This window comes from Mycolicibacterium frederiksbergense (assembly GCF_012223425.1).
Taxonomy (GTDB): Bacteria; Actinomycetota; Actinomycetes; order Mycobacteriales; family Mycobacteriaceae; genus Mycobacterium; species Mycobacterium frederiksbergense.
In genome coordinates, this window is sequence record NZ_CP038797.1 from 281,621 (window position 1) to 305,222 (window position 23,602).

Annotated in this window: 21 protein-coding genes; 11 read left to right on the forward strand and 10 right to left on the reverse strand. The window is 64.5% G+C overall.

Annotated elements, in window-relative coordinates:
- Positions 1-181 precede the first annotated feature (181 nt).
- The 7 genes from EXE63_RS01480 to lpqS all read right to left on the reverse strand — a co-directional run bounded on the left by EXE63_RS01480 (position 182) and on the right by lpqS (position 7,447).
- Positions 182-1,467, reverse strand: a protein-coding gene (locus tag EXE63_RS01480) for an IS3 family transposase (RefSeq protein WP_168140504.1) whose coding sequence is annotated in 2 segments (ribosomal slippage) — positions 182-1,185 and positions 1,185-1,467 — 1,287 coding nt in all. Because the reading frame shifts where the segments join, the coding sequence is not laid out codon by codon here.
- A 169-nt stretch (positions 1,468-1,636) separates the two neighbouring features.
- Complete coding sequence (locus EXE63_RS01485) at positions 1,637-3,007, reverse strand: hypothetical protein (RefSeq protein ID WP_168140505.1); 1,371 nt, start codon at positions 3,005-3,007, stop codon at positions 1,637-1,639.
- Positions 3,007-3,450 carry a hypothetical protein gene (locus EXE63_RS01490; RefSeq protein ID WP_234904117.1) on the reverse strand — a complete coding sequence of 148 codons (444 nt, stop codon included), beginning with the start codon at positions 3,448-3,450 and terminating at the stop codon, positions 3,007-3,009. The genes EXE63_RS01485 and EXE63_RS01490 overlap by 1 nt, the downstream gene beginning before the upstream one ends.
- Positions 3,451-3,550: 100 nt before the next feature.
- Entirely contained in the window at positions 3,551-4,423 is an 873-nt protein-coding gene (locus EXE63_RS01495) for a YcnI family copper-binding membrane protein (protein WP_168140506.1), read from the reverse strand.
- Positions 4,424-4,570: 147 nt separating this feature from the next.
- Positions 4,571-5,824 carry an MFS transporter gene (locus tag EXE63_RS01500; RefSeq protein ID WP_209999689.1) on the reverse strand — a complete coding sequence of 418 codons (1,254 nt, stop codon included), beginning with the start codon at positions 5,822-5,824 and terminating at the stop codon, positions 4,571-4,573.
- A 5-nt stretch (positions 5,825-5,829) separates the two neighbouring features.
- Positions 5,830-6,939, reverse strand: coding sequence for a PLP-dependent cysteine synthase family protein (locus EXE63_RS01505; RefSeq protein ID WP_168140507.1), 1,110 nt, complete (start codon positions 6,937-6,939; stop codon positions 5,830-5,832).
- Between the two features lie 118 nt (positions 6,940-7,057).
- Positions 7,058-7,447 carry a putative copper homeostasis (lipo)protein LpqS gene (gene lpqS / locus EXE63_RS01510; protein ID WP_234904118.1) on the reverse strand — a complete coding sequence of 130 codons (390 nt, stop codon included), beginning with the start codon at positions 7,445-7,447 and terminating at the stop codon, positions 7,058-7,060.
- A 551-nt stretch (positions 7,448-7,998) separates the two neighbouring features.
- Here lpqS and EXE63_RS01515 point away from each other — a divergent pair.
- Together EXE63_RS01515 and EXE63_RS01520 are read left to right on the forward strand one after the other, a co-directional pair.
- Positions 7,999-8,754 (forward strand): response regulator, encoded by a 756-nt coding sequence (locus EXE63_RS01515; RefSeq protein ID WP_436277459.1) that lies wholly within the window; start codon positions 7,999-8,001, stop codon positions 8,752-8,754.
- Entirely contained in the window at positions 8,751-9,914 is a 1,164-nt protein-coding gene (locus EXE63_RS01520; protein ID WP_168140510.1) for a HAMP domain-containing sensor histidine kinase, read from the forward strand. Before EXE63_RS01515 ends, EXE63_RS01520 begins: the two co-directional genes overlap by 4 nt.
- Positions 9,915-9,933: 19 nt before the next feature.
- Here the strand turns inward: EXE63_RS01520 and EXE63_RS01525 are convergent, their stop codons facing one another.
- Positions 9,934-10,617: a DUF305 domain-containing protein gene (locus tag EXE63_RS01525; RefSeq protein ID WP_168140511.1), complete on the reverse strand. Its 684-nt coding sequence runs from the start codon at positions 10,615-10,617 to the stop codon at positions 9,934-9,936.
- Positions 10,618-11,162: 545 nt separating this feature from the next.
- Between EXE63_RS01525 and EXE63_RS01530 the strand changes: the two genes are divergently transcribed.
- The 4 genes from EXE63_RS01530 (at position 11,163) to EXE63_RS01545 (ending at position 15,070) form a co-directional block, all read left to right on the forward strand.
- Complete coding sequence (locus EXE63_RS01530) at positions 11,163-11,537, forward strand: hypothetical protein (RefSeq protein ID WP_168140512.1); 375 nt, start codon at positions 11,163-11,165, stop codon at positions 11,535-11,537.
- Between the two features lie 361 nt (positions 11,538-11,898).
- Positions 11,899-13,061 (forward strand): IS3 family transposase gene (locus EXE63_RS01535; protein WP_168140513.1). Its coding sequence is split into 2 segments (ribosomal slippage): positions 11,899-12,183 and positions 12,186-13,061, totalling 1,161 coding nucleotides; the frame shifts between segments, so codons are not numbered across the junction.
- 184 nt (positions 13,062-13,245) lie between these two features.
- A protein-coding gene (locus EXE63_RS01540; RefSeq protein WP_168140504.1) for an IS3 family transposase occupies positions 13,246-14,531 on the forward strand; the annotation gives its coding sequence in 2 pieces (ribosomal slippage) (positions 13,246-13,528 and positions 13,528-14,531; 1,287 coding nt in all).
- A 122-nt stretch (positions 14,532-14,653) separates the two neighbouring features.
- A complete protein-coding gene (locus EXE63_RS01545; RefSeq protein ID WP_168140514.1) occupies positions 14,654-15,070 on the forward strand; it encodes a helix-turn-helix domain-containing protein in 417 nt (138 codons plus the stop codon).
- 440 nt (positions 15,071-15,510) lie between these two features.
- Here the strand turns inward: EXE63_RS01545 and EXE63_RS01550 are convergent, their stop codons facing one another.
- A complete protein-coding gene (locus tag EXE63_RS01550) occupies positions 15,511-16,602 on the reverse strand; it encodes an IS110 family RNA-guided transposase (RefSeq protein ID WP_168140515.1) in 1,092 nt (363 codons plus the stop codon).
- A 209-nt stretch (positions 16,603-16,811) separates the two neighbouring features.
- Here EXE63_RS01550 and EXE63_RS01555 point away from each other — a divergent pair, with 209 nt between their 5' ends.
- The 5 genes from EXE63_RS01555 to EXE63_RS01575 all read left to right on the forward strand — a co-directional run bounded on the left by EXE63_RS01555 (position 16,812) and on the right by EXE63_RS01575 (position 22,912).
- Positions 16,812-17,321 (forward strand): helix-turn-helix domain-containing protein, encoded by a 510-nt coding sequence (locus tag EXE63_RS01555; RefSeq protein WP_168140516.1) that lies wholly within the window; start codon positions 16,812-16,814, stop codon positions 17,319-17,321.
- A gap of 936 nt (positions 17,322-18,257) precedes the next feature.
- Entirely contained in the window at positions 18,258-19,076 is an 819-nt protein-coding gene (locus EXE63_RS01560; protein ID WP_168140517.1) for an RNA polymerase sigma factor, read from the forward strand.
- Positions 19,073-20,314, forward strand: coding sequence for a hypothetical protein (locus tag EXE63_RS01565; RefSeq protein WP_168140518.1), 1,242 nt, complete (start codon positions 19,073-19,075; stop codon positions 20,312-20,314). Before EXE63_RS01560 ends, EXE63_RS01565 begins: the two co-directional genes overlap by 4 nt.
- 36 nt (positions 20,315-20,350) lie before the next feature.
- Positions 20,351-21,034 (forward strand): DUF1889 family protein, encoded by a 684-nt coding sequence (locus tag EXE63_RS01570; protein ID WP_168140519.1) that lies wholly within the window; start codon positions 20,351-20,353, stop codon positions 21,032-21,034.
- A gap of 54 nt (positions 21,035-21,088) precedes the next feature.
- Positions 21,089-22,912, forward strand: coding sequence for a hypothetical protein (locus tag EXE63_RS01575; protein WP_234904119.1), 1,824 nt, complete (start codon positions 21,089-21,091; stop codon positions 22,910-22,912).
- A gap of 53 nt (positions 22,913-22,965) precedes the next feature.
- Here the strand turns inward: EXE63_RS01575 and EXE63_RS01580 are convergent, their stop codons facing one another.
- Positions 22,966-23,256, reverse strand: coding sequence for a hypothetical protein (locus tag EXE63_RS01580; protein ID WP_234904120.1), 291 nt, complete (start codon positions 23,254-23,256; stop codon positions 22,966-22,968).
- Positions 23,257-23,602 lie beyond the last annotated feature (346 nt).

The window sequence follows — 23,602 nt, forward strand, 5'->3', positions numbered from 1 at the left end:
GCGACATCAGTTGCGCGCACGTGATGAGTCAACATGCGGCCGCGAACCGCAGCACATGCGTGGGACACGACCGTGACCCGCGCGAACCGCGGGTCATGTCCACCGATCTGTCGTTCCGATGAGAGGCCGCGTCAGCGTTCTCTGACCCGTCCCGGCGAGTCCGGAGACTGCATTCGTTGATTCATCCCGCCTTCGGTGGGATGCGTCTGTGATCGTAGTGGAGCTTCTCGACGGCCTCGGGGGTGAAGTCGTCGAGGTACTCGTGCGGGCGTTCGGTGTTGAACCACATCACCCACTCGGCGGTCGCCAACTCGACCTGGTTGACGTCACGCCAGGGGCCTTGGCGCCGGATGACCTCGTTCTTGAAGGACCCGACGGTGGTCTCGGCCAAGGCGTTGTCCAGCGCGTCGCCGACCGAGCCGACCGAGGGATCGACGCCTTCGTCGATGAGCCGCTGGGTGAAGGCCACCGAGGTGTACTGGCTGCCCGCGTCGCTGTGGGCGATCAGCCCGTGCAGGCTGGTGGTTCCGTCCTGTGCGCGGGTGAAGAAGGCGTGCTCGACGGCGTCGAGGACCAGGTCGGTGGTCATCGTCCGGGCGGCCCGCCACCCGAGGATCCGACGGCTGTAGGCGTCGATGACGAACGCGACGTAGACGAACCCCGTCCAGGTCGAGACGTAGGTGAAGTCGGCTACCCACAACCGATTCGGTGCAGCCGCGTAGAACCGGCGGTCGACGAGGTCGGGGTATCGGACGTGGGTGTCGTCGGCGACGGTCGTACGGTGCTTAGATCCGTAACGCGCACCCTCCCAACCGTTTTCACGCATCACCCGCTCCACGGTGCAGCGCGCCGCATCGTGACCTCGACCACGCAACCAGATCCAGAGTTTGCGCGATCCCAACGTCTGCACGAACTTCCCGGTCTTGCGGTCTTCCCTTGCCGCGGTGATGATCTCGACCAACTCGGCGTCGCGGACCTGGCGCCGTGTCGGTGTCTTGGCGATCCACTCGTAGAACGTCGACGGGCTGATCGGCATGCCGTGCTCGGAGAGCACGGCGCACATGGGCTCGACACCCCAGCGCAGTCCGGCCCCGCCGTCGGGGCCGGCCACCTGCTGGTCCTTGTGTTCGGCGATGAACCGAATCACCGTCTCCCGGGCCGGTCGAGCTCGGCCCCGAAGAAAATCGCCGCTGCCTTCAAGATCTCATTGGCCCGACGCAGCTCGGCGATCTCCCTGCGCAGCGCCTTGTTCTCCTCGACGATCTGAGTCGTCACCCCCGGCCGCTGGCCGGTATCGACCTCCGAACGCCGTATCCAGGTCCGCAACGTCTCCGGGGTGCCGATTCCCAACATGCCCGCGACCGCGGTGATCGCCGCCCACTGCGACGGGTACTGCGGGCGGACTTCGGCGACCATGCGCACCGCACGCTCACGAAGCTCCTCGGGGTACTTGCTGACACGTCCCATAACCCAGATCCTCCCAAGATCGGAAGTCTCCGGAAACGCCGGGACGGGTCACTCAGCGACCAAAACGTATGCAACCGTACCTGTCTCAGGTTCCGGCCGCCTCCGGTCACTGCGCGTGGGGTCGGGCAGTGGCCGAGGCGGACATAGTTTCAGCGGCTGCGACCGGGAGTTAAGCCCCGAACAGAAGGAACAAGCCTGCGAAGGTGTAGCCCACCATGGTGAGCATCATGGCGAGCTGGCCGGTCAGTTGATGACCGACTGGTATGACACGTAATGCCTTGTCATGTGCGGCGATCACCGCGAGCATGTGTCCGATCACCACGCAGGCGACCTTGATGGTCCACAGCAGGGTCGGATTCATCGAGAGAACATACTGGACGTCTCCCGGATCTAGCCCGAGGAGCTGCCAACCATGGCCGAAGGGGTCCGCCAGGCGCACGATCGTTTCCTGGCCGCGCTCGATGAGGTAGGACAGGTAGTGGGCGAAGATGTAGCCCACGACGATGGGGATGAGGCTATGCGCGAGCTGCCCCGGCAGCTCGCGTCGTTGCTCACGCCCCACCCCGCCCGTCGCACGCGCCGCAGCCGAAAACGTCACGCCCACAACGAGTATGAACAGCAGCAGGCCGAGGGTCCTCAGCACCGTAGCGCCCGCTTCAGGGCCGACGAATGGAACGGCGCTGTCGGCATAGCGATCGAGGAAAACGTTGAAAGTCGCGGATTGCCCGAAGCTGTCGAAGGCGGTCGATCCGAGCAGCACCGCCATCACCGCAACGGTGCCCGGACGTACCGGCATCGTGGGCAGATGGTCCAGCGGGTTCCCGACGACAATGCGTCCGGTGGCCCGGTTGCGCCGAAATGGGGCGAGCCGCGACACTGTCACGCTGTAGACCTCGAAAGGGTCGGCGCGAGCGAACCATGTCGATCCGAACAGCGCCGCACCGATGACCATCGCGACGGCGTACACCAACAACCAGATTTTTATGGCGGTGAGCGAGCCCGGGTCGGCGCTTGCCAACTCCAGCCATACGAACGCGAACAGTCCGACCACGCCGGGCCAGTATCCCCAGCTCGGCCGATACTGCACCGGCCCGTGTGCAGCGGCCTTGTCAGTCCGCCCGATATGCCAGAGCCGCCATAATGTGCGCGCCGGTGAGATGACCCTCCAGAAGGGCCCGAGCACCACCGATACCGCAACCAACCCGACCCACAGCAGGACATAGAACACGCCTGGTAAAGCGTTATCGCTGTCCTGCGGTCCCCAGATCGCAGCGACAACCACCCAGACGGTGAAACCGAAGGCAGCCGTCGCGGCTGCCCATCGGGTAACCGGGGAGTCCACTGCCGCAGTCACCCAGGCCGGTAGCTCGCGACCCGGTTTACCCGCGTCGAACCGCGGGGTCCGCCAGGCAACGGCCACTACCGCGAATGTCGCAGCTAAAGCCCATGCCGCCCCAATCAGCGCGTACGGCAACGGCACCGGGAGATCGGTGGACCCGCCTACCCCGTGAGCCAGCAATGTCTCAGCAGTCTCTAGCATCAAGGCCGAACTTCGATGGTGACGACGGTGACATGTGCATCGTGCAGTTCCACGGCGACGCGTCCAGGGACATCGACGGTGAACTCGAAGCGTTGATCTGGGACGGCAGCGACGTCGAAGGCGTGCTCAGGCACTGAGTGCACGTGCAAGCTGTCTACCGTGTCGCTGCTGACTTCGAGCACGATCGGCAGTCCCGCTGTCGCCTGCACCGTCGCATTGGTCGGTGTAACCACACCGCCGGCAACGGTGACATCGATAACCGTTGCGGCGGCATCGGCAGTCTGCGGCGATGGTGTCTCCGCGGAGGATTCAGGGGCATTCGACGGCAGGGCACTGGATGAATCCGGCGAAGATGGCGAAGATGGTGCCGCGCTACAGGCTGCCACCGTCGCGACGGCAAGACCGATCAAGCTCATTCGGTGACGCATACCGCTTCGGTTCATGTTGTGATGTCGTCCTAACGATTGAGGGGTGGAGTCGGCGCTTCCCCAGCGATCGCTTCGGAGCTGCGCGGAAGATGCACCGTCGTTCAGGTGCCGTTGCTTATTCGGTGATCTCGGAGCCCCGGGGAGTCGCAGTGGCACCAAGTGAGGCGGACTCAGCGGAGCGGCGGGCGCGGTCTATCGCAAACAACCCGAGGGCGACAGCGATCACGGCGAAGCCCAACGCAGTCCAGGCGATGACCGATGTCAGACCGCTTCCGCCGTTACCACCATCCAGGGGGGTTTCCGGGCCCACTGCCAAAGAAACTGAGGGAGCCGGATATTCCGGATCGGTTTCTTCAGGGGCCGTGTCCGTCCACGCGTCGGTGGAGCCATCAGCGAAGGTCTGAAAGGTCGGAAGCGTGAGCGCCTCGACATCCGGCAGCGGGCCGGCTTCGAGAACGAAGTCGTCGAACTGTCCGGGCATGATCCCGGGACCGGTCGCGGTCCACGTCACCGAGCTGACCACCTCGTTGACCGCCGTGCCGTCATCTCGGAAGATCGTCGGGTTCGTCTTCTTCTTCGTGATGTCGATAGTCCAGCCCGCGATGGGCTGGACCCGCACAGTACGGATCTGGATGTCGTCGGGAATCCGGACCTCCACCTTCGTGGTCGGTGGCTTGTCGGACTCGCCGGGTACGCGCAGCGTGATCAGGCCCGTCTCTCCGGCGCCGCCGCCATCGAGGTAGGCACCGACATGCGCTGCCGCCAGGGGACTCGCGGTCATCGCCATCACTGCACCGACTAACAGAACCCCGACGAATTTCATCGCGCTTCGTAGCACCTGCCACCTCCAGTTGGTAATCGCTCGGTTGTATTCGAAGCCTCGGTTTGGCTGTTTCGTGCCGGACAAGCGGAACAGCGTCTGTACTTGCCGAACCATTGCGTTGTCCGACAATCCTTTACGCGCGAGCACTCGGCTGATCGATCTCATATCCTACGGGGTAACCACCTAGATCAGTGCAGTGGCTTCGGCGGGTCGCACAGTGTTTAACGTCCTTGATAAAGGCGCTCGGTGCCCGCCGCGGGCCTGGCGGTTGAGGTTCGCCGGCGTATCGCGACGCGACCGGAAAGCGTGAGGTCAGGTTGTTGGGCTCGGCGCAATTATTTGCGGCGGTGCGAGACGACCGGCGCGGTCCAAGTGGTACAGCGCGGCCGCTGACACCAGCCCGACCACCGCCAACGCCACCCAGATCAGCTCCTCCGCTCCGGCATCGCGCGCGACTTGCATCAGCGTTCCGGTAGCAAGGTTTCCCGCCAGGATGCCAACGCCAACGATGGTGTTGTAAAAGCCGTAGTGGGTGCCGACCAGGCGGTTACCCGACAACGAGACGACGGTATCCATCTCGAATGGGAACACCGCCGCCGATCCGACGGCCAGCACCGCCGCGGCAATCAGTAGCGCACCTCCGGCGGCGACCACACCGAAACGCTGTGTGTCCGGTATAACGATCAGCGGCACGAACGCGGCTGCGAGGACGATTAACCCCACCGACAAGGATCGCCCCGGCGCCCACCGGGCGGCGAACCAACGGGTGATACGCAGCTGCCCGAGGACCGCCACCAACCCCGATACGACGAACACCGCTGCCACGACCGTCGACTGCTGCTGCGGGGCAACGAGTCCCGCGTGCAGGGGCAGCGCCAGGTACACCTGAAACGACAGTACGTAGGAGCCGGTCATCGCCACGGCGAACAACAGAAATGAGCGGTTGGCGATCACCGCGCGCCAGTCGGCAAGCACCGAGGTCTTTTCAGTCGGTGCGTCCCCGCTGTGCTGGGGTAGCGCGAAGAGTTGCGCGACAGTCAGTACGGCGAAGACGACGGCTGCTGCCGCGGCGGTGACACGGAAGTCCAGCATCATCAATGCCAGCCCGACCAGGGGTCCTGCGAGGATGCCGGCTTGGTAGAAGATGTTGAACAGTGCGAACGCCTCGACCCGTCGCGCGCCTGAGTCCGCCGCGAGGTAGGCCCGCACGGCCGGATTGAACAGCGCACCTGCGAATCCTGTAGCGGCCGAAGCGATCAGCACTGCGGGCAGAGAATCGGCGACGACCAGCAGTCCGAATCCCGCAGTACGCAGTACACATCCCGCGACGATGAGTGGCTTGTAGCCAAGCCGGTCGGCCAATGTTCCACCCACGATGAACATTCCCTGCTGGGAGAAGTTGCGCACGCCCAGCACCAGGCCCACCGCCCACGCTGCCAGCCCCAGCGGACCTGCCAGATAGGTGGCCAGGTACGGCATCAGCATGTAGAAACCCAGATTGATGCCGAATTGGTTGATCATCAAGATTCGACTGGGCCAACCAAAGCTGCGGTATTGCTCGACCATGCCTTTCACCTCTGTGCCCCCACCGGATCGACGACCGTCGCGCAGCGTGTCCATGACGTCACGACGTGAGCGCGCGCGTCATCGATCGTGTCGGGTTCCTGCGCCGGAACGGCGTCCAATAGGCCGTGATCGCGGCAGTACGCGTCGTTGTAGACAGTGTCGAAGTAGCGCTGCGGCCCATCAGGGAAGATCGCGGCGATGGTAGTGCCTGGCGACAGCGTGCGTGCCGCCCAGCTGGCCGCCAAGGCGACCGCGCCGACGCTCCAACCGCCGCTGGCGTAGTGAGTCGAAGCCAGTTTTCTGCAGGCCCACACGGCCTCTGCCGGGGCGACCCAATGAACCTCGGAAAATGCTTGGTAGTCGACGTTGCCGGGATAGATGCTGGACCCAAGCCCGCGCATCAGCCGGGTGCTGGCCGGTTGACCGAAGATCGTTGATCCGATGGTGTCCACGCCGATCAAGCGGAGATCGGGATTGAATTCCCGCAGCACCCGCGCCACTCCGGCCGAATGGCCGCCGGTGCCCACCGAGCACACCAGCACATCGACACGGCCAAGTTGATCCTGCAGTTCGAGTGCGAGCGGACGGTAGGCATCGACATTGTCGGGATTGTTGTACTGGTCGGGAAACCAGGCTCGTGGATTGGCGGACACCAGTTCGGCGACGCGGTCTCGGCGTGCTTGTTGCCAACCCCCGTTGGGATGCGCAGTGGTAACCATATCGACCTCGGCGCCGAACGCCGACAACATCCGGGCGATGATGGGTTCCAGCCCGGGATCGGTGACCAATGTGACGGGATGGCCGTACACCGTGCCGGCCAATGCGAGTCCCAGGCCCAAGGTGCCGCTGGTGGATTCGATAATCCTTGCCCCCGGGAGCAGGTCACCGCGGGCACGAGCGCGCTCGACCATGTGCATCGCGGGACGATCCTTCATGCCGCCGGGATTGAAGCCTTCAAGCTTGGCCCAAAAACCACGATTATCAGCGGTGAATGGGGCGGTGATGCGCAGCACCGGAGTGTTGCCCACCATCGTGCCCGGCCTGTCGTAACGGCCGAGCTGCTGTGAGTATGAAGTGTGTGCATGACGGGTAAGAGCGGACAGGACGTTGTTCATGGTGGCGTCGCTTCTCCAGGGATTGCCGCGACACACCAACGCGCCGGGGCTTACGGATACAGGGCGGCTATCAGCCGACCGACTTCACACACGGTGAAGCGGTCTACTGGTGACACCCTCAGCAGCGCGCGATACACAACCGGATCAGCAGCTGCTGTCCGGGAACGATCCATGGATGCGGACGCGGTGGCCCTCGCACCGCCGCCCAGACCCCCGGCCAAGACGCCATGGCGGCACCGGCAAGCACAGCGGCCAGCCCGATGGCTACCAATGGAAAGGCAGCTCGAGACAGCACAGCCTCGGCAAAGGTGTCAGGCAGCACCGGCGCGGAGGAGTCCTCCAAATGCGGGTGATCCAACGGGACAGCGAACTCGCCGTGCGCGCCGTCTACGGTCGCATGCGAGCCGTGTGCCGTCGCGTCGCCGGCCGCAGACCACGCCCACTGGGCGCCGACAACGCCTACCCACAGCGCCAACACCAGCGCCACGCAGGCGCGGTGTCGTTTCACTGCAAGAGCGTCGTTGTACCTCACAATGTTGCCGACTGTAGCAGCGAGCACCGGCACGAACGGGCGCCTGTGGACTTGACGCCATGTTGTTATCGCGCCGAAACGGGCGGTTGGGCAGTTGGCAGACTGGCCGTGCCCCGTCCCACCCATCAACGAAATGAGCTGCAAGACAGATGGTTCAAGGATTGTCCGGCAAACCGTGGCCAGACATAAGCGCTGCTCACCTACGGTCAGCCACGGAGATCGGAACGTCTAAGCGTCCCAATCAATGCGCGCAAGGACCAAGGGGCTGCCGCCGCGCACGCTTCGCCAGCAGCCGTCCGGCCCGTCCCGCGACACAGTCGGCGGCACATAGTGATGCTCATCACAATGAGTAGATCGTGCGTCTGTTCGCGTGCTGCGATGGCCTTCATCTCGATGTCAGGCGTGCGCAGGCCGTCGCAGCCCAACTATGTCGGCAAACGCTATACAGACACCCCTGCATCAGTGGGGGATCAAAAGATCGATCAGCGCTTGGGGTGCACGCCGTCACAGTGATGGTGGCGGGCACCATGAATGTTATGGAGCACCCCACAGGTTCGCAGACGGCCCGCACGATGGGATATCGCGCACTAGTCGTTGACGATGAAGTGCCACTGGCCGAAGTGGTTGCCAGTTATCTGGAACGCGAGCAGTTCGAGGTCGTCGTGGCCGATAACGGTGTGGACGCGATCGCCGTCGCACGCGAACTCGACCCTGATGTTGTGGTCCTCGATCTGGGCCTGCCAGGCATCGACGGTTTGGAAGTGTGTCGGCAGTTGCGCACCTTTTCTGACGCCTACGTGGTGATGCTCACCGCTCGTGACGCCGAGATCGACACCGTCCTCGGCCTCACCGTCGGAGCCGACGACTACATCACCAAACCCTTTAGCCCGCGCGAACTCGTTGCGCGCATTCGAGCAATGCTCCGCCGACCTCGTATCCAGCAGATTGTTCCCGCGAGTGCCGAGCGCATAGCTCCAGCACCTCGGTCCTTCGCGGCGCTGAGCATCGATGTCGCTGCTCGCGAGGTACGCGTCGATGGCGATCCGATCCTGTTGACCCGTACCGAATTCGACATTCTCGAAGCTCTGTCTGCGCGCCCGGGCATCGTCCTCAGCCGCCGTCAACTGCTCGAAATCGTTCGCGACGGCCCATGGGTGGGCAACGAGCACCTCGTAGACGTCCACATCGGACATCTTCGACGCAAGCTCGGCGACGATGCGGCCCAACCACGCTACATCGCCACGGTGCGCGGAGTGGGTTACCGGATGGGCACCGGCCAATGACCGCACCAGGACCACCGCCGCCGCGCTCACGCCGCCCCGGCATCGGGCTGCGACTGCTGGCCGCGCAAGCGATCGTGGTCATCACCGGCGCGCTGACCACGACCGCCGTGGCGACCATCGTCGGTCCCCCATTGTTTCGCGAACACCTCCACCGTGCCGGAGTTGCGGCGAATTCGATGGAAGAGGTACATGCTGAAGAGGCTTACGGCTACGCCACCGTCATATCGATTGGGGTCGCGGTAGCGGTATCGGCCTTGGTCGCTTTAGCGGTCAGCTTCTACGTCAGCCGGCGTTTGCAGCGATCGGTCACCGAGGTCGCTTCAGCGGCCAAGGCAGTCGCCAGAGGGCAATACGACACCCGAGTGTCACCACCAGACCTTGGAGAAGATTTCGACGCACTCGCGGTGGCCTTCAATCAAATGGCTTCCCAGCTGCAAACTGTCGACTCGACGCGACAGCGATTGTTCCGTGACCTGGCACACGAGATCCGCACACCCGTAGCGGTATTGGAGGCCTATATCGAGGCACTCGAAGATGGCGTGCGCACCCTGACACCGGAGACCGCGGCCATGCTGCGCGACCAAACACGACGGCTCGTGCGCTTCTCTGAGGACGTCGCCGCACTGGCCAAAGCGGAAGAAAGCTCATTCGCGCTGGCCCACAACGTGATCGACGTCGGCATTGTCGCGCGCCGCTGCATCGCCGCAGCCCAAGAACGATACGACAATAAAGGTGTAGCAATCAGGTTCAACCAGACCCACGAACTGCCGGCGCTGTGGGCAGACGAGCAACGACTGGCCCAAGTACTCGGCAATCTTCTCGACAACGCGCTCCTGCACACCCCAGCCGGCGGCTCCGTCGAACTCAGATGCGCCCACAACGGCGACAAGGTGACCATCGTCGTGACCGACGACGGCGAAGGAATCTCAGCAGAACACCTGCCCAGAATCTTCGAACGGTTCTACCGTGCCGACGCCGCTCGCGACCGTGGACACGGAGGAGCTGGCTTGGGTCTGGCCATCGCCAAGGCCCTCGTCGAAGCGCACGCGGGCACCATCGCTGCTACCAGCTCAGGGCCGGGCACCGGCACCACTTTCACAGTAGAACTACCTGTCACACCGCGTCCCGGTGCGACAGTTGGCGCCGACACCGACCTTTAACTGCGCTACCTACACAGTCCTACTTTTCCAACAGTGCACGCATCTCGTCTATCTCGCCCTGCTGAGATGTCACAATCGTTCGCGCCATGCCGACCGCGTCCGGAAACTGGCCCTTGTCAATCTCCTGCTGCGCCATGGTGATCGCACCCTCATGATGCTTGATCATCTGCTCAAGGAACAGCTTGCCAGCTTCAGCGCCTGGGGCGTTTTGCAGCGCGGCCATATCAGCTTCCGACATCATGCCGTGACCGCCGCTGCCCATGCCGGGCATGTCGCCCATGCCTCCGCCGGACATGTCATGACCAGGCATGAAGGTTCCAGGCGTGGAGGTGCTGCTTGTCGCAGGTGCGGAGGATGCGCCCCACTGCTGCAACCAGCCCTGCATTTTCTCGATCTCGGGTGCCTGCGCAGCCTTTATTTCCTCGGCCAAAGACAGCACGGCCGGATCCACACCCTGCTTACCGAGCAGCATGTCACTCATCTCAATCGCCTGCTCGTGATGGGGAATCATGCCCTGAGCGAAAGCCACGTCGGCCTCATTGTGGGAACTGGCATCAGCCGAGGTACTGACCGAGGTCGATAATGCCGGCGACGAGGCCGCCGACGAGGACTCGCTCGTGGTTGATCCGCCCGAACAGGCCGTAAGAACCACGGCGGACGCAGCCAGCGCCACAAACCCGTACCCATATCGATTGCGCTGCATCGCACACCCTTCCTCGAACTCTATTTGACAACGCACGTTTGCAGAGCACCGATAGGCACCCGCTGCTCCAGCGTGAGACTTGCGAGTATGAGTCTCTTCGACTTCCCATAAAGATCTGATGAAGACACGCTGGGGCTCAGGTCATACGTCGATGCAAGGACGGGAGCTGACAGAGGAACGATTTCCCGAGCGATCCTTTTTAACTAACTCATAGCCATCGGCCAGGCTCCCCGCTGCCGCCTGCTGATAGGTCCACAGCTCCACTGTGGTCGTCATTGGCGGGGGCGGCGGCTGTCGATCGCGTGCGCTGCACCTGTTCGTGTCACCCTCAGTTACCCGACAGCGACCGCCACGACTACGGCTTCGACTGCGTCTGCAGGCGAACCCTCGAGCACCGACGCGACTCCCTCCAACGAGCGCTCAACGAGATCCGCGACGCCGGGCAGTCAGCGGAGGACGAACAGGCGCGGAACGCCAGCCAGGCTATCGTCCAAGACTGGGTGGCCGAGCACCCAGGAGTCGCCGTTCGAAGTCACGGTGGCCCGGTGCCCGAACAATGGCGCGGCGACGTCGACGGGCACAGTTTTTACTTCCGCGAACGCCACGACGTCTGGCACATCGAAATCGACCTACGCCCCACATTGATCGACGTGCTCGACGGCCACAACGACGACGGCAGAAGCCGCCTCCGGCAACGTCTGATCGAGCAAGGCGAGGTAATCGCCACCGGCACCATCGACGCCGCGGACTACGGAAGCACCGTCGTGCAGCGAGCACAGTTCATCGTGACCACCATTCGCGATCACCTCAGGCGGAAAGCATGCACGCACCACCTCGATAACCTTGATGCGATCACCGCTGCCCTTGGAACGACGATCGACTGGTGTCCAACGTGCGGAATCCGCCTGCCCGCGAGCTGATCCTGGTACCGCCAAACTTGCCGCCTGATCACTGGGACCGTGCAACAAGCCGCAGAATGCCGCCGCGAAAGGGCACCCCCTCCCCGCGGCTTTCTGCAACGTTGGGATCGATGTGCCGATGTTGTCGCCGGCGCGTCGCACGAGCCGGCCTATGACTGCGGCTTGTTCCGAAGCGGGCTTGAGTACCAGCGACCAATATCACCGCAGCACCAACGCAGCTTGCGGTGGCGGCCCCACTGGCGAGCAATCTTTCCGTTCCTCACCTTGCTGGAAGAAACTCATCGGCACGGCCGGGTCTGCTGCACGAATAGGTGACATCTGAGTTGGCTTCCCCAGACGGGCGAGCTGGAAGGATGTCCTTGTGCCCAGGCCCTACCCCCGTGAGTTCCGCGACGATGTTGTGCGGGTCGCTCGCAACCGCGATGACGGTGTGACGATCGAGCAGATCGCCAACGATTTCGGTGTACACCCGATGACGTTGCATAAGTGGATGCGCCAAGCCGATATCGACGAAGGCGCCAAGCCCGGCAAGAGCACTGGCGAGTCCGGTGAACTGCGTGAGGCGCGGCGTCGGATCAAGTTGTTGGAGCAGGAGAATGAAGTCCTGCGCAGGGCCACGGCGTATCTGTCGCAGGCCAATCTGCCGGGAAAAGGCTCTACCCGCTCGTAAGTGAGCTCGCCGCCGACGGGATCCCCGTCGCGGTGACGTGCCGGGTACTCAAGCTCGCCCGCCAGCCCTACTACCGCTGGCGGGCCAATCCCATCACCGACGCGGAGGTTATCGAGGCCTATCGCGCCAACGCCCTGTTCGACGCGCACAACGACGACCCGGAGTTCGGCTATCGCTATCTGGTCGAAGAGGCCCGCGAGGCCGGCGAATCGATGGCTGAGCGCACCGCCTGGCGGATCTGCTCGCAGAATCAATTGTGGAGTGTGTTCGGCAAGAAGCGGGGTAAGAACGGCAAGGTCGGCCCGCCGGTACATGATGATCTTGTCGAGCGCGACTTCACCGCCAGCGGCCCAAATCAGCTGTGGCTCGGCGATATCACTGAGCACCGCACCGATGAAGGCAAGCTCTATCTCTGTGCAATCAAGGACGTGTTCTCCAACCGCATCGTCGGGTACTCGATCGACTCCCGGATGAAGTCCCGGCTGGCCACTACAGCGCTCAGTAGTGCGGTGGCACGCCGCGGTGAGGTGGCCGGTTGCATTCTGCACTCCGACCGCGGGTCTCAGTTCAGGTCAAGACGATTCGTCCACGCCCTCAGCCGTTACGAAATGGTCGGATCGATGGGCCGCGTCGGAGCGGCCGGCGACAACGCGGCCATGGAGAGCTTCTTCGCGCTACTGCAGAAGAACGTGCTCGATCGCCGCCGCTGGAGCACCCGAGAAGAGCTGCGGATCGCGATCGTCACCTGGATCGAACGGACCTACCATCGACGCCGGCGCCAAGCCGGACTCGGGCGGTTGACCCCGATCGAATTCGAAGCGATTATGACCACACCGGCCAGTCAGGCCGCGTGACCGAAACTGTCACCTGATCGTGCAGCAGACCCGTCCCGATGATGTGCACTTTGGATGCAGAGCCGGATGAGCGATCTACGGAACAGTCCAGTCGCACCGCTGACAGTTCTGCGCTGCAGCCGCCGCATCGCAGTGACCCGTCCCGGCGTTTCCGGAGACTTCCGATCTTGGGAGGATCTGGGTTATGGGACGTGTCAGCAAGTACCCCGAGGAGCTTCGTGAGCGTGCGGTGCGCATGGTCGCCGAAGTCCGCCCGCAGTACCCGTCGCAGTGGGCGGCGATCACCGCGGTCGCGGGCATGTTGGGAATCGGCACCCCGGAGACGTTGCGGACCTGGATACGGCGTTCGGAGGTCGATACCGGCCAGCGGCCGGGGGTGACGACTCAGATCGTCGAGGAGAACAAGGCGCTGCGCAGGGAGATCGCCGAGCTGCGTCGGGCCAATGAGATCTTGAAGGCAGCGGCGATTTTCTTCGGGGCCGAGCTCGACCGGCCCGGGAGACGGTGATTCGGTTCATCGCCGAACACAAGGACCAGCAGGTGGCCGGCCCCGACGGCGGGGCCGGACTGCGCTGGGGTGTCGAGCCCATGTGCGCCGTGCTCTCCGAGCACGGCATGCCGATCAGCCCGTCGACGTTCTACGAGTGGATCGCCAAGACACCGACACGGCGCCAGGTCCGCGACGCCGAGTTGGTCGAGATCATCACCGCGGCAAGGGAAGACCGCAAGACCGGGAAGTTCGTGCAGACGTTGGGATCGCGCAAACTCTGGATCTGGTTGCGTGGTCGAGGTCACGATGCGGCGCGCTGCACCGTGGAGCGGGTGATGCGTGAAAACGGTTGGGAGGGTGCGCGTTACGGATCTAAGCACCGTACGACCGTCGCCGACGACACCCACGTCCGATACCCCGACCTCGTCGACCGCCGGTTCTACGCGGCTGCACCGAATCGGTTGTGGGTAGCCGACTTCACCTACGTCTCGACCTGGACGGGGTTCGTCTACGTCGCGTTCGTCATCGACGCCTACAGCCGTCGGATCCTCGGGTGGCGGGCCGCCCGGACGATGACCACCGACCTGGTCCTCGACGCCGTCGAGCACGCCTTCTTCACCCGCGCACAGGACGGAACCACCAGCCTGCACGGGCTGATCGCCCACAGCGACGCGGGCAGCCAGTACACCTCGGTGGCCTTCACCCAGCGGCTCATCGACGAAGGCGTCGATCCCTCGGTCGGCTCGGTCGGCGACGCGCTGGACAACGCCTTGGCCGAGACCACCGTCGGGTCCTTCAAGAACGAGGTCATCCGGCGCCAAGGCCCCTGGCGTGACGTCAACCAGGTCGAGTTGGCGACCGCCGAGTGGGTGATGTGGTTCAACACCGAACGCCCGCACGAGTACCTCGACGACTTCACCCCCGAGGCCGTCGAGAAGCTCCACTACGATCACAGACGCATCCCACCGAAGGCGGGATGAATCAACGAATGCAGTCTCCGGACTCGCCGGGACGGGTCACGGTGCTCCGGCCGTGGGCCGCGGCTCTGACCGAGACAGAGGCACACCTGCTCGATGATTCAGACTTCACCGAAGGATGCGCGGTGCTGCTCGTCACCGCCGTTACCCGGACCGCCGGTCGGCTTGCCCAGCTTGTCGCCGCATCGTTTACCACCGACGAGGTAGCCCGCGGCCTTGGCGCAAGTACAACGCAGGTTCATCGCAAGCGGCGCACTGGCGAGCTTTGGGCTGTCCCTCGCGGGCACACATGGGGATTTCCGGTGGTGCAGTTCGACGTGGACATGAACGGTGTTCCGCGTCGGCAAGTACACGGGCTGAGTCGGGTGTTCGCAACGCTGCCCCGGGATCTTCATCCGGTCGCCGTAGCGGAGTTTTTACACACGCCGCAGCTAAGCCTGTTCACCGACCACGCGGTCGCAGCTGTGGAGTGGCTGCGCGGCGGAGGCCCGGTTGAACACGTTATCGCTGCGGCCGCAGGCTACGACTGGCACTCCGCATGACCGCGGACGATTCCAGCGATATGAGGCGAATGACTGAACTCTATGTCGTGGTGCCTGCGGCGCCCGATGAAGCCTGCGGCCGGATTCCTGACAGCCTGACGGTGAACGATCCCGAACGCGCTCTGTTGGAGCGTGCCCTCCGCGAAGCCGGCCTGATATGTAGGGAAGTTTGTCAATAGGCAGGGTGAGGCGCCGCCGGGAAAGTTATCCCCGGCGGCGCCTCGTTGCTTCCTGGGTCCGTGTGGTGAGCGTGTCGGTTGGCGACGCGCGGTCAGACTGATATGCGCGGATTGGTTACCGCAGGACGGTGTTTCGGCTGGATCGTATCCGCGTGTCTAGAATCGAGCGTCGGCCCCCTTTCAGGGGTCTGCTCATAGGCCGGTCGCGGGTCGATCCACGCGCTGCCACCACCGTGACCAAGGAAGCAGCTTGGGTGGCGGTTAGTCGTCCATGACCGCCAGCGACCAGCACCAGCCGGCCAGTTCGCGGGCGACCGCAACATTGGCCACCGTGGACCGCTTGCGGCGGGCCAGAAAGCCCACCCACCGGTGATGCAAGCGTCGGTTGCCCTCGTCACCACGGGCACGGGCGGCGACCGGGGCCAGGTCCCACCGTGACCGCATCACCGGTCCGACACGATAGCGAGGTCGGTGATGCCAGGCTGCTTCGACGAGCAGGCGGCGTACGTGGGTGTTGCCGGTCTTGGTGATCGGTCCCTGCACCCGTGCCGAACCCGACGAGTGTTCCGAGGGCACCAGTCCGACGAAGGAGCCGATCGTGTTGCCGGTGAATCTGTTCCAGTCGCCGATCTCAACCGCCAGTGCGAAGCCGGTCAAGGTGCTTACGCCGCGAAGACACGACACCCGACGCACGATGGGGGTGAACTCGCTGTCGGCGGCGACTTCGTGGATCGCTGCGTCCAAGCGGTCGCGTCGGGCCTGCAGCATCAGTACATGCTCGTAATCGGCGTCGAAGGCCATCCGTGTGGCTGGCATCTGCAACCGGGTCACAGCATCAGTGCGCAGCCAGCGATCATGGGTACCCGTCCAGGCGTGGCCGCCGTAGTAGACGATGCCGTGGCGCAGCAGCAGCTTGGACAGTCGATGACGGGCCCGCATCAGATCACCGCGGCAGTCTTCGCGAGCGCCCACCAGATCGCGGCATGCTTCCTGGTTCAGGCTCGGGATCGCCACCGAGGTGACCTCGTCTAAGCGCAGCAGCCGGGCCAAGTGCAAGGCGTCGCGAGCATCGGTCTTCACCCGATCTCCGGCGGGTTTCTGCAGCTTCGATGGTGCGAGCACCTCGCACCGAATTCCTGCACTGGTCAGTGCGCGATACAGTCCAAAACCCGTGGGGCCGGCCTCGTAGGCAACCGCCACCGGACCAGGCATCTGTTTGATCCAGTCCTGGATGTGCTCGTAAGACGGCGTCAACCGGGTCTGGGTCACCTGACCGGTCATCCCATCGATTGCTGCCGCCGCGACCGAACGTGCGTGCACGTCCAGCCCAATACTCGTACGCTCAGTGAACACCGGGGCCTCCCACCACTGTTGGATAGACCGGGCGGGCCCACTACCCACCCGGTAACCCACGAACATGGGTGAGCGAGGCCCCGGCCCGCAACCCCCGACAACAGCCGACGGTCACCTCATACCGTCTAGCGATTCTGGCGGTGGACTCTCACATCCCCCCATCGGCATCCGTCGACGATCGCCCGCCTTCACGGGAGGTGATAACTGCGGTGGTCAACGCTGCCACCGAAGACGAGCTAAACAGGCTGTGGCCCGCGGTGGCAGACTTGAACGACGACGATTTGGACTCGACGTTCTGGGGGCTGGCGCCGGACTCTGCCACAGTCGCCCATGCTGCATTCTCAGACCTGCAGGATCAGTTCGCGGGGCGCCGCGTTCTCTCGGACGCAAGCATCAGTCGGGAAGAAGCCGCCCGGTTACTTGACGTGGCGCCCCAAACGATTACCGCCAAGCTGGGCGCACACAAACTGGTGGGCATCAAGGTCGGGCGGGAATGGCGACTGCCACTGTGGCAGTTCGATCCCGACTCCCCTTCCTGCGTTCTGCCCGAACTCGACGTGCTGCAATCGGTATTTCCCGGCGGAGTCGTCAGCCTGTCGGTCTGGATGCAGCGTGAACAGCCTGAGTTTGGTGGGCGTCGGCCTCGGGATGAGATGGCGCTGTGCGGCGCCGCCGCCGTGATCGCTTTCGCACAGTCACTGACCGCCGCCGCGCGCTGAACCAACTCGACCCGTCCACCCGCCGGCGGCGTGGGGATCCCATGCAGGCCGCGTGCATGTCAACACACTGGTCGTGTGGCCGCGCCTTAAACGCCGCACCAGAAGAACGAAAGGTTCCTACTGAAGTTCTCTGCAGAGCAACATATTTGGATTCGGCGACGATCAGAGTCACTACGAAGGCGCGGCGACCGGTTGGTGCTGGCAGCACGAAGGCGCAGCAACCGCAGCCTACCGAGCGTGTCGGTCTGACGACCCCAAGGTCAGCTACATAACTTGTCATCCAGATGGCAACGTTGCCATCGGTTGCCATCTCAAATGACAAATTGCCAACCACTTTGACAATCGACAATCAGATTTGCTGCTACCCCCTTGACAGGGGGCTTACGCTGGCTGTGCAGCGGAGCGATAAGGCCAGCGTAAATCACCGATGGGACCGTTGCTGGCGCTATTTTCGCAGGTCAACCGTGTGAATGTGACCTCACAAGCCGCGCCAATAGCGTCTACGCAGGTCGTGCACATGAATTGTGCGTACCCGCTCACGGGCCGCGCACATCTCACGTGACCAGCTATCGGCGGACGCGCGCACGTTCCGCGCACATGCCGCGCGCGCCGCGGCGCACATCCGCCGTTCATCGCCGCGCACGTTGCGCGCACGTTCCGGACAGTGTGCTGCGCACGTGAGATCTGGCCGAAATTTTTTCCGTCGCGTGAGAACTCAGATCGCCAATCGCGCACCCCTCAGGCAAGCGATGCACGCAGGTCCAGCGCGTGTGACGACTCAGACTGTGATGCAGGTCATAGTCGTGAGGATTGGATGGTTGAGGGTTTCACACCCCTTCTCACGTAGTAGCTGACGGGTAGCTCACAACCCATTCAGAAGCTGTGGTCATCAGCTGCGCCGCACCGGCGCCCCACGACTCCTCCAGGAGACCGGCGATGACCATCGAACCTTCCAACCTCCCCCGGCCGGCCGCTGCGCTGCGCGAGCACGCGCTCCGCACGGCCGCTCAGCCCTCGCACCGTGTTCAGGTGTCGGCATGGATGCGCGCCGCGAACGTGACATCCGTTGAGCAACTCTTCGACGCGATCGGGGGCCGCGACGCCATCTCGACCTCCGTGCTGTTGGCCGATCACCGGCGCGGGGTGGCCCTGGCGTCGACCGTGCTCCTGGGCGCCAAGGCAGTGATGTTGTCCTCGGTCGCGCGGCACGCCCCGGGCGATTCGCGGGATGCGCAGTACGTAGTCACCGACGAGCGCTTCCAGGCCACGGTGGATGCGTTCCTGTCGCGCGCTCTGCCGGCGGTGAAGCCGAACCATAGACACGCCGATGCGCAGCTCTACTGGATCACGCTGCGGACGATTACCAAGCTCCATGAGGCGCCGCTGTATACAGCGGAGCCGTCGTTCGATGATGTCGCCGGCGAGGACGTGTGCGCTGAATCCGACGACTACTTGACGGGTGCCGTACTGCTGGATTGGGCACTGTCTCGCGGCGTTATTGCCGAGCAGGATCACCGGGCGTTGAAGATCCGCTTCGGTGGTGACACCGCTGTGCCCGTGCGCGAAGTTGCGGCCATCTTGGGTGTCAGCGAGGACAAGGTGGAGTCGCGGCTGCGGCGCGCCGTGAAGCGGATTCGCGATGCAGTGACGGCCGACCGTGCCGACCTGGAGCGTGCATGCATCGACGCCCGGTGGGCCTCTGGCGATCGCCGCGGTCTCGCCGGTGCGATCGCTGAGAATGGTGCAGCCGCGTGAGCCAGTTCCCTCCCTCTGACGGGCTAAAATTTACCGAGGCTGGTAATGCCCTCGACTCGGAGTGGCGCGCAGCGCCGCACGCGGAAAGTGATGTCGACATGTCCGATCTGTATCACCGTCACGCAGATGAGATCGCTGACGACTTGCTCGCCGACCCGGAGCTGTTTGAGCCCGTGAGTGAGGACTTCGCGGTGAACTCCGACGAGGGCTACGGCGCATGGATGCCCAGTGGCGACGACGGAGATGGCAACGAGTTCGACGCGGACTACGACGCGGCCTACGACGTCGACGAGCACCGCGGCCGGACCCTGACCGACGACGAGCGCTCCGACCTCAATGAGATCGACCGCGTCCTTTCCGGCCCTGCCAATCACAGCCTGCTGGCCGGCACCGGGCGCGGCGCTTATGTCCACCGCGACGACGACGACCTGGCCCCCGATGTTGATGTTCCCGGCGCCGATTTGGGTGCGCTCGGTGCGGACTTGGACAAGCCGTGGTGGCGATTGGGGTGGGTCGACATGAGTCGACGGCCGCACCGATTGGCCGCCATCGGCGTCGCGGTCGTCGTCGTTCTTGTCGTCGTCGCGTTGGTGTTGCCCTCCGGTGAAGACAAAGACCCATCGAGCACTGCGGCCTCGACTCCGGCGTACACGGTGCCGACAGTGGTGCAATCTCAGCCACCTTCGGCGCCCCCGGGGAACCCCGCGGCGGCAGCGGACGGGCCCATCGGCGTCAAGCGTGCCGACAGCCGGTGCACAGCGGGATCGACAGATCCGATGCAAGCCTTCGACAACGACGTCAACACTGCGTGGATGTGCCTTCCGGCCTACGGCGTTCCGGGCACGGTGCTGCGCGTGGAATTCGACAACTGGTACGTCGTCACCGGCATGTCGATCGTCCCAGGGTGGAACCGCGTGAACCCCGATGGATCCGACGAATGGCTCAAGCACCAGACGGTCGCGGTCGTGGAGTACCAGTTCAACGATCCCGAAGAAACACGGCTGACACAGCAGACGAACAACGCCCGCGACGAAGTCGTAACGCCCGTGCAGCCGCCGGTCCTCGCCTCCGCCATGACGATCACCATCACCGAATTCGGTACGCCGACCGGACCGGTCGCCGACACGACGACCATTCCGGGCCAAGGCGGTGTGATCGCCTCCGACACTCCCAAGACCGGCGACCTGAAGGACTTCGCGGTCTCCTCGATCAGCATCATCGGCCACCGCGCCGCATAGTCGAAGGCGTCGGGCGGCCGGTTCTAGTGTTGTGGGATGCGCCGCGCATATGTCGAATCTCATGAACCTTTTACCGAGGCTTTGCGGCTGGCTCTGCGTTGGGCCGGCGACACCGCCACAATCCATGCACCCGATACCGGCAGCATCAAAGAGAACCGCCTCGACCAGCTCGGCGTCCCGCTCACGTGTGCCTCACCGCGGTCGAAGTTTCACGGCCGCCCACAGGGAACCGTCGTGGGGACCTTCCTCAATCTGACGGAAGTCCTGGAGGTCGAGCGCGCCTCGGGCGTGGACGGTCTGGTGGTGGTCCAGGCACACGGCCCGTCACGCTTTCCCGGCGTCTCCCATCACGGACCGTGGGTGACAGCCTTCGGCGCTGAGCACCTCGGTGGTCAGGAGATCGCGGCAATCGCGGCGGCGGAACCGGCGCTGCGCGCGGCGATTCGTGGCCTCACCGGCTTGGCTGTGGGCAACCAGGGACTTCTCGACAACCGCGAGCGCTCTGAAGTGATCCACGCGCTGACCTTTCTGCGGAGCCGCGGCTTTGGACTAGATCCGGACGCGTTGATGGTGGAGGCGCTGCGCAACGAGTGGGGCGGCACCGGCGCCGAGGACCTGCGCAAGATCGCCATCGACCTGAACAAGGGAAAGCAGTTGCGCTTCGACAAGGGGCGGCTTCGGCCGGAGCGACTCGAGGAGTGGGCCGCCGCCGGCAACTGAGTGCGCGGGGCTGGGCTGGAAGAATTGAGGGCGATGTCGGCATCCAGTCCACCCATGCGACACGGTGATCGCGCGGCCGAGGTAGCGGCGGGGAAGCCGCCGAGTGCCCGCCCGGCGACCCAGCTTGCCGACGCCGACGCGTCCGTGTGGTGGCAGTCGGTACACCAGCTGATCGACCGCCCTGTGCGCGACCTTCTCGACGGATTCGACGAGATCGCCGCTGCTGCTATCCCCTATGACTGGTTGCCTGGGCGCGCACGTACGTTCTACGGCCCAGACTTCGCCACCTGGTCGGATCTCGGCCCCGAGACGATCTACTCGTTGGTCAACCGGCCCAAGGGAGGAATCGGCACCGTCCGCGCCATTCTCACCGCCGGGTGGGAAGCCGTCAGGAATCGGCGGGCTCTGGACATCGCCAGCTCCGACGCTCCGAGCGCTGTGGGTCGCCTGTTGGATCGCCTCACCGCCTACGACCGCGCTGCGCTGGCCGGATGCAGCTGGGCGCTGCAGCCCATGACCCGCGCGGCGATGGCCGAGCTGCTCGGCGTCCACCCCATCAACTTGCAGCGCAACTATCCCCGCGCCGCCGCCCGATTTCAGGGCTTGCTCGCTGATCCCTCCCACGCCGCGGTGCGCCGACACGCCGCGGAGCTGCGCTACCGGCTGGGGCCGTTGACGCAGATGTCCAGCGCAGAAGCTGCTCTTGCGGATCTCGATTTGGCGCTCTCCGATGACACCGCGACGATGCTGCTTCACCTGGCCGGCCCGTACACGCCGGCCGATCACACGTGGCTTGAAGACGCCTCCGCAGGGGGTCTGCAGTCTGCTGAGACCGCACTCGAGACTGCGTTCACCCAGTGGGGAGCCCCAACAACGGCAGTGCTCGCCGAAGCCCTGGCCGAACTCGGAATTCCGTACCCGACGGCTGTTGAATTCGTGGCAAGCCGGCCGGGCCTACGCCGTTTCGACCAGAAGTGGGTGCGGTGGGGAACCACGATGCTCGACAAGGTGGAGGCGGCGCTGCACCTTTCGGGTGCGCCGGCCACGGGCTCGTTGATCGCTGCCCTCATCGGCGAGGATTGCTCTGAATCGGCGGTGCGCCACGCCTTGAGTTACGACTCCCGCTTCGTCCGGACCACGCGCCAGACCTGGGCACTCAAGCAGTGGGGGCTGTCCGAGTACACCGGCCTGTTCGGCGAGATCGCCACCCGCATCGACGCTGCCGGCGGGATAGTCGGCACCGGGGCCGTCATCGCCGACATCTGCAAGATGTTCCCCGACGTCTCCGAAACATCGGTGCGCTCCTATCTGGGTGCGCCGGCCTTCGTCGTGGACAAGCAGAAGGTGCGCCGGCGCACCGACGCTGACGGGTGGCCGCCGGTGGGCCCGGCCGCGTCGGTGCGTGGCGTTTTCCACAAGGGAAGGCACGAGATCCGGGTTGCCCTGCCGGTGACCGTCGATCATGTGCGTGGTTCCGGTCAACCGCTGCATCCTGCCGTGGCTACGGCTCTGGGCCTCACACCCGGCAGCGAGCGGCTGTTCATTGGCGCGGCCAGCATCAATGCCTACTGGAGGACTTCGTCGATCACTGGGGGCAATGTTGGTTCCCTGCGCGCGGTGGCCGCCGGCGTCGGGGCGGAGCTGGGCGACACCTTGGTGCTGTCCTTCAATGTGTCGGATTCCACGGTTGCTGCTGTGCGGGTTCCTTCGGATGCTGGCCCGCGGCAGCGGATGAAGGGGCTGGTGGGTCGGCTTGGTGCTGTTCCACGCCTGGATGTGGCCCGGGCGCTGCGTTGTCACCCCAACGAGGTCGACGCGCTGCTGAGGAAGCGTGGCGACGAGGCGGTCCTGGTGCTGCTCGACGACATCGGGCCGTGACCCCGACAGGCCGGTCTCTCCCCCGCTCCCCCCTGGCTTCCCGTGTACGCCCCTCAGCGGCCGGTTTTGAGGTCGGCGGTGATGAGGTCGGGCTCCAGCCACAGCTGCATCGTCACCGCTGTCTGTCCGTTGGGGCTTGAGGCGGTGCACTCCAAGACGGCCAGCCATCCTCCGTCGCTTCGTCTGACCCAGGCGGTTTGACGCGCGGGCATCCATGGCTCCAGGCGCACTCCGAAGGCTCGAACCCACAGCGGCAGCTCGTCCTGGCGACGGGTGGTGCTGCCCAGCCCCGGGAAGGCGCGGGCCATGTCGATCAAGACCGGCCGATCAACGGAAAAGACCACCGGCGGAGTCGCAGGGGATGCGGGCCAGTTGCTAGGCATCGCCGGCCTCGGCGCCTCGGCCCGGGGTGCGGGTCGATCGGCGGCCGTCGAAGGCGCTCAGCTCGCACCGGTCGGTGAGGTCTGGGCTGTAGATGGTGTACCAGCAGGCTGCTGGTGGAGTGTACGTATTTCGTGCGTGCACTATTCCTTGCTTCTTAGGGCAGTCAGTTTCCTTCGAGTCCGCAACTATCGACGACTAACGAGTTTGTGCGAAGTACCTCTTGTGCTGTGAGCCTTGATGCGCGGAAGAGTTGCCGATCGAGGCCGCCTTGGCCCGCCGTGCTCCGGCGTACTCGACTGTCCTAGG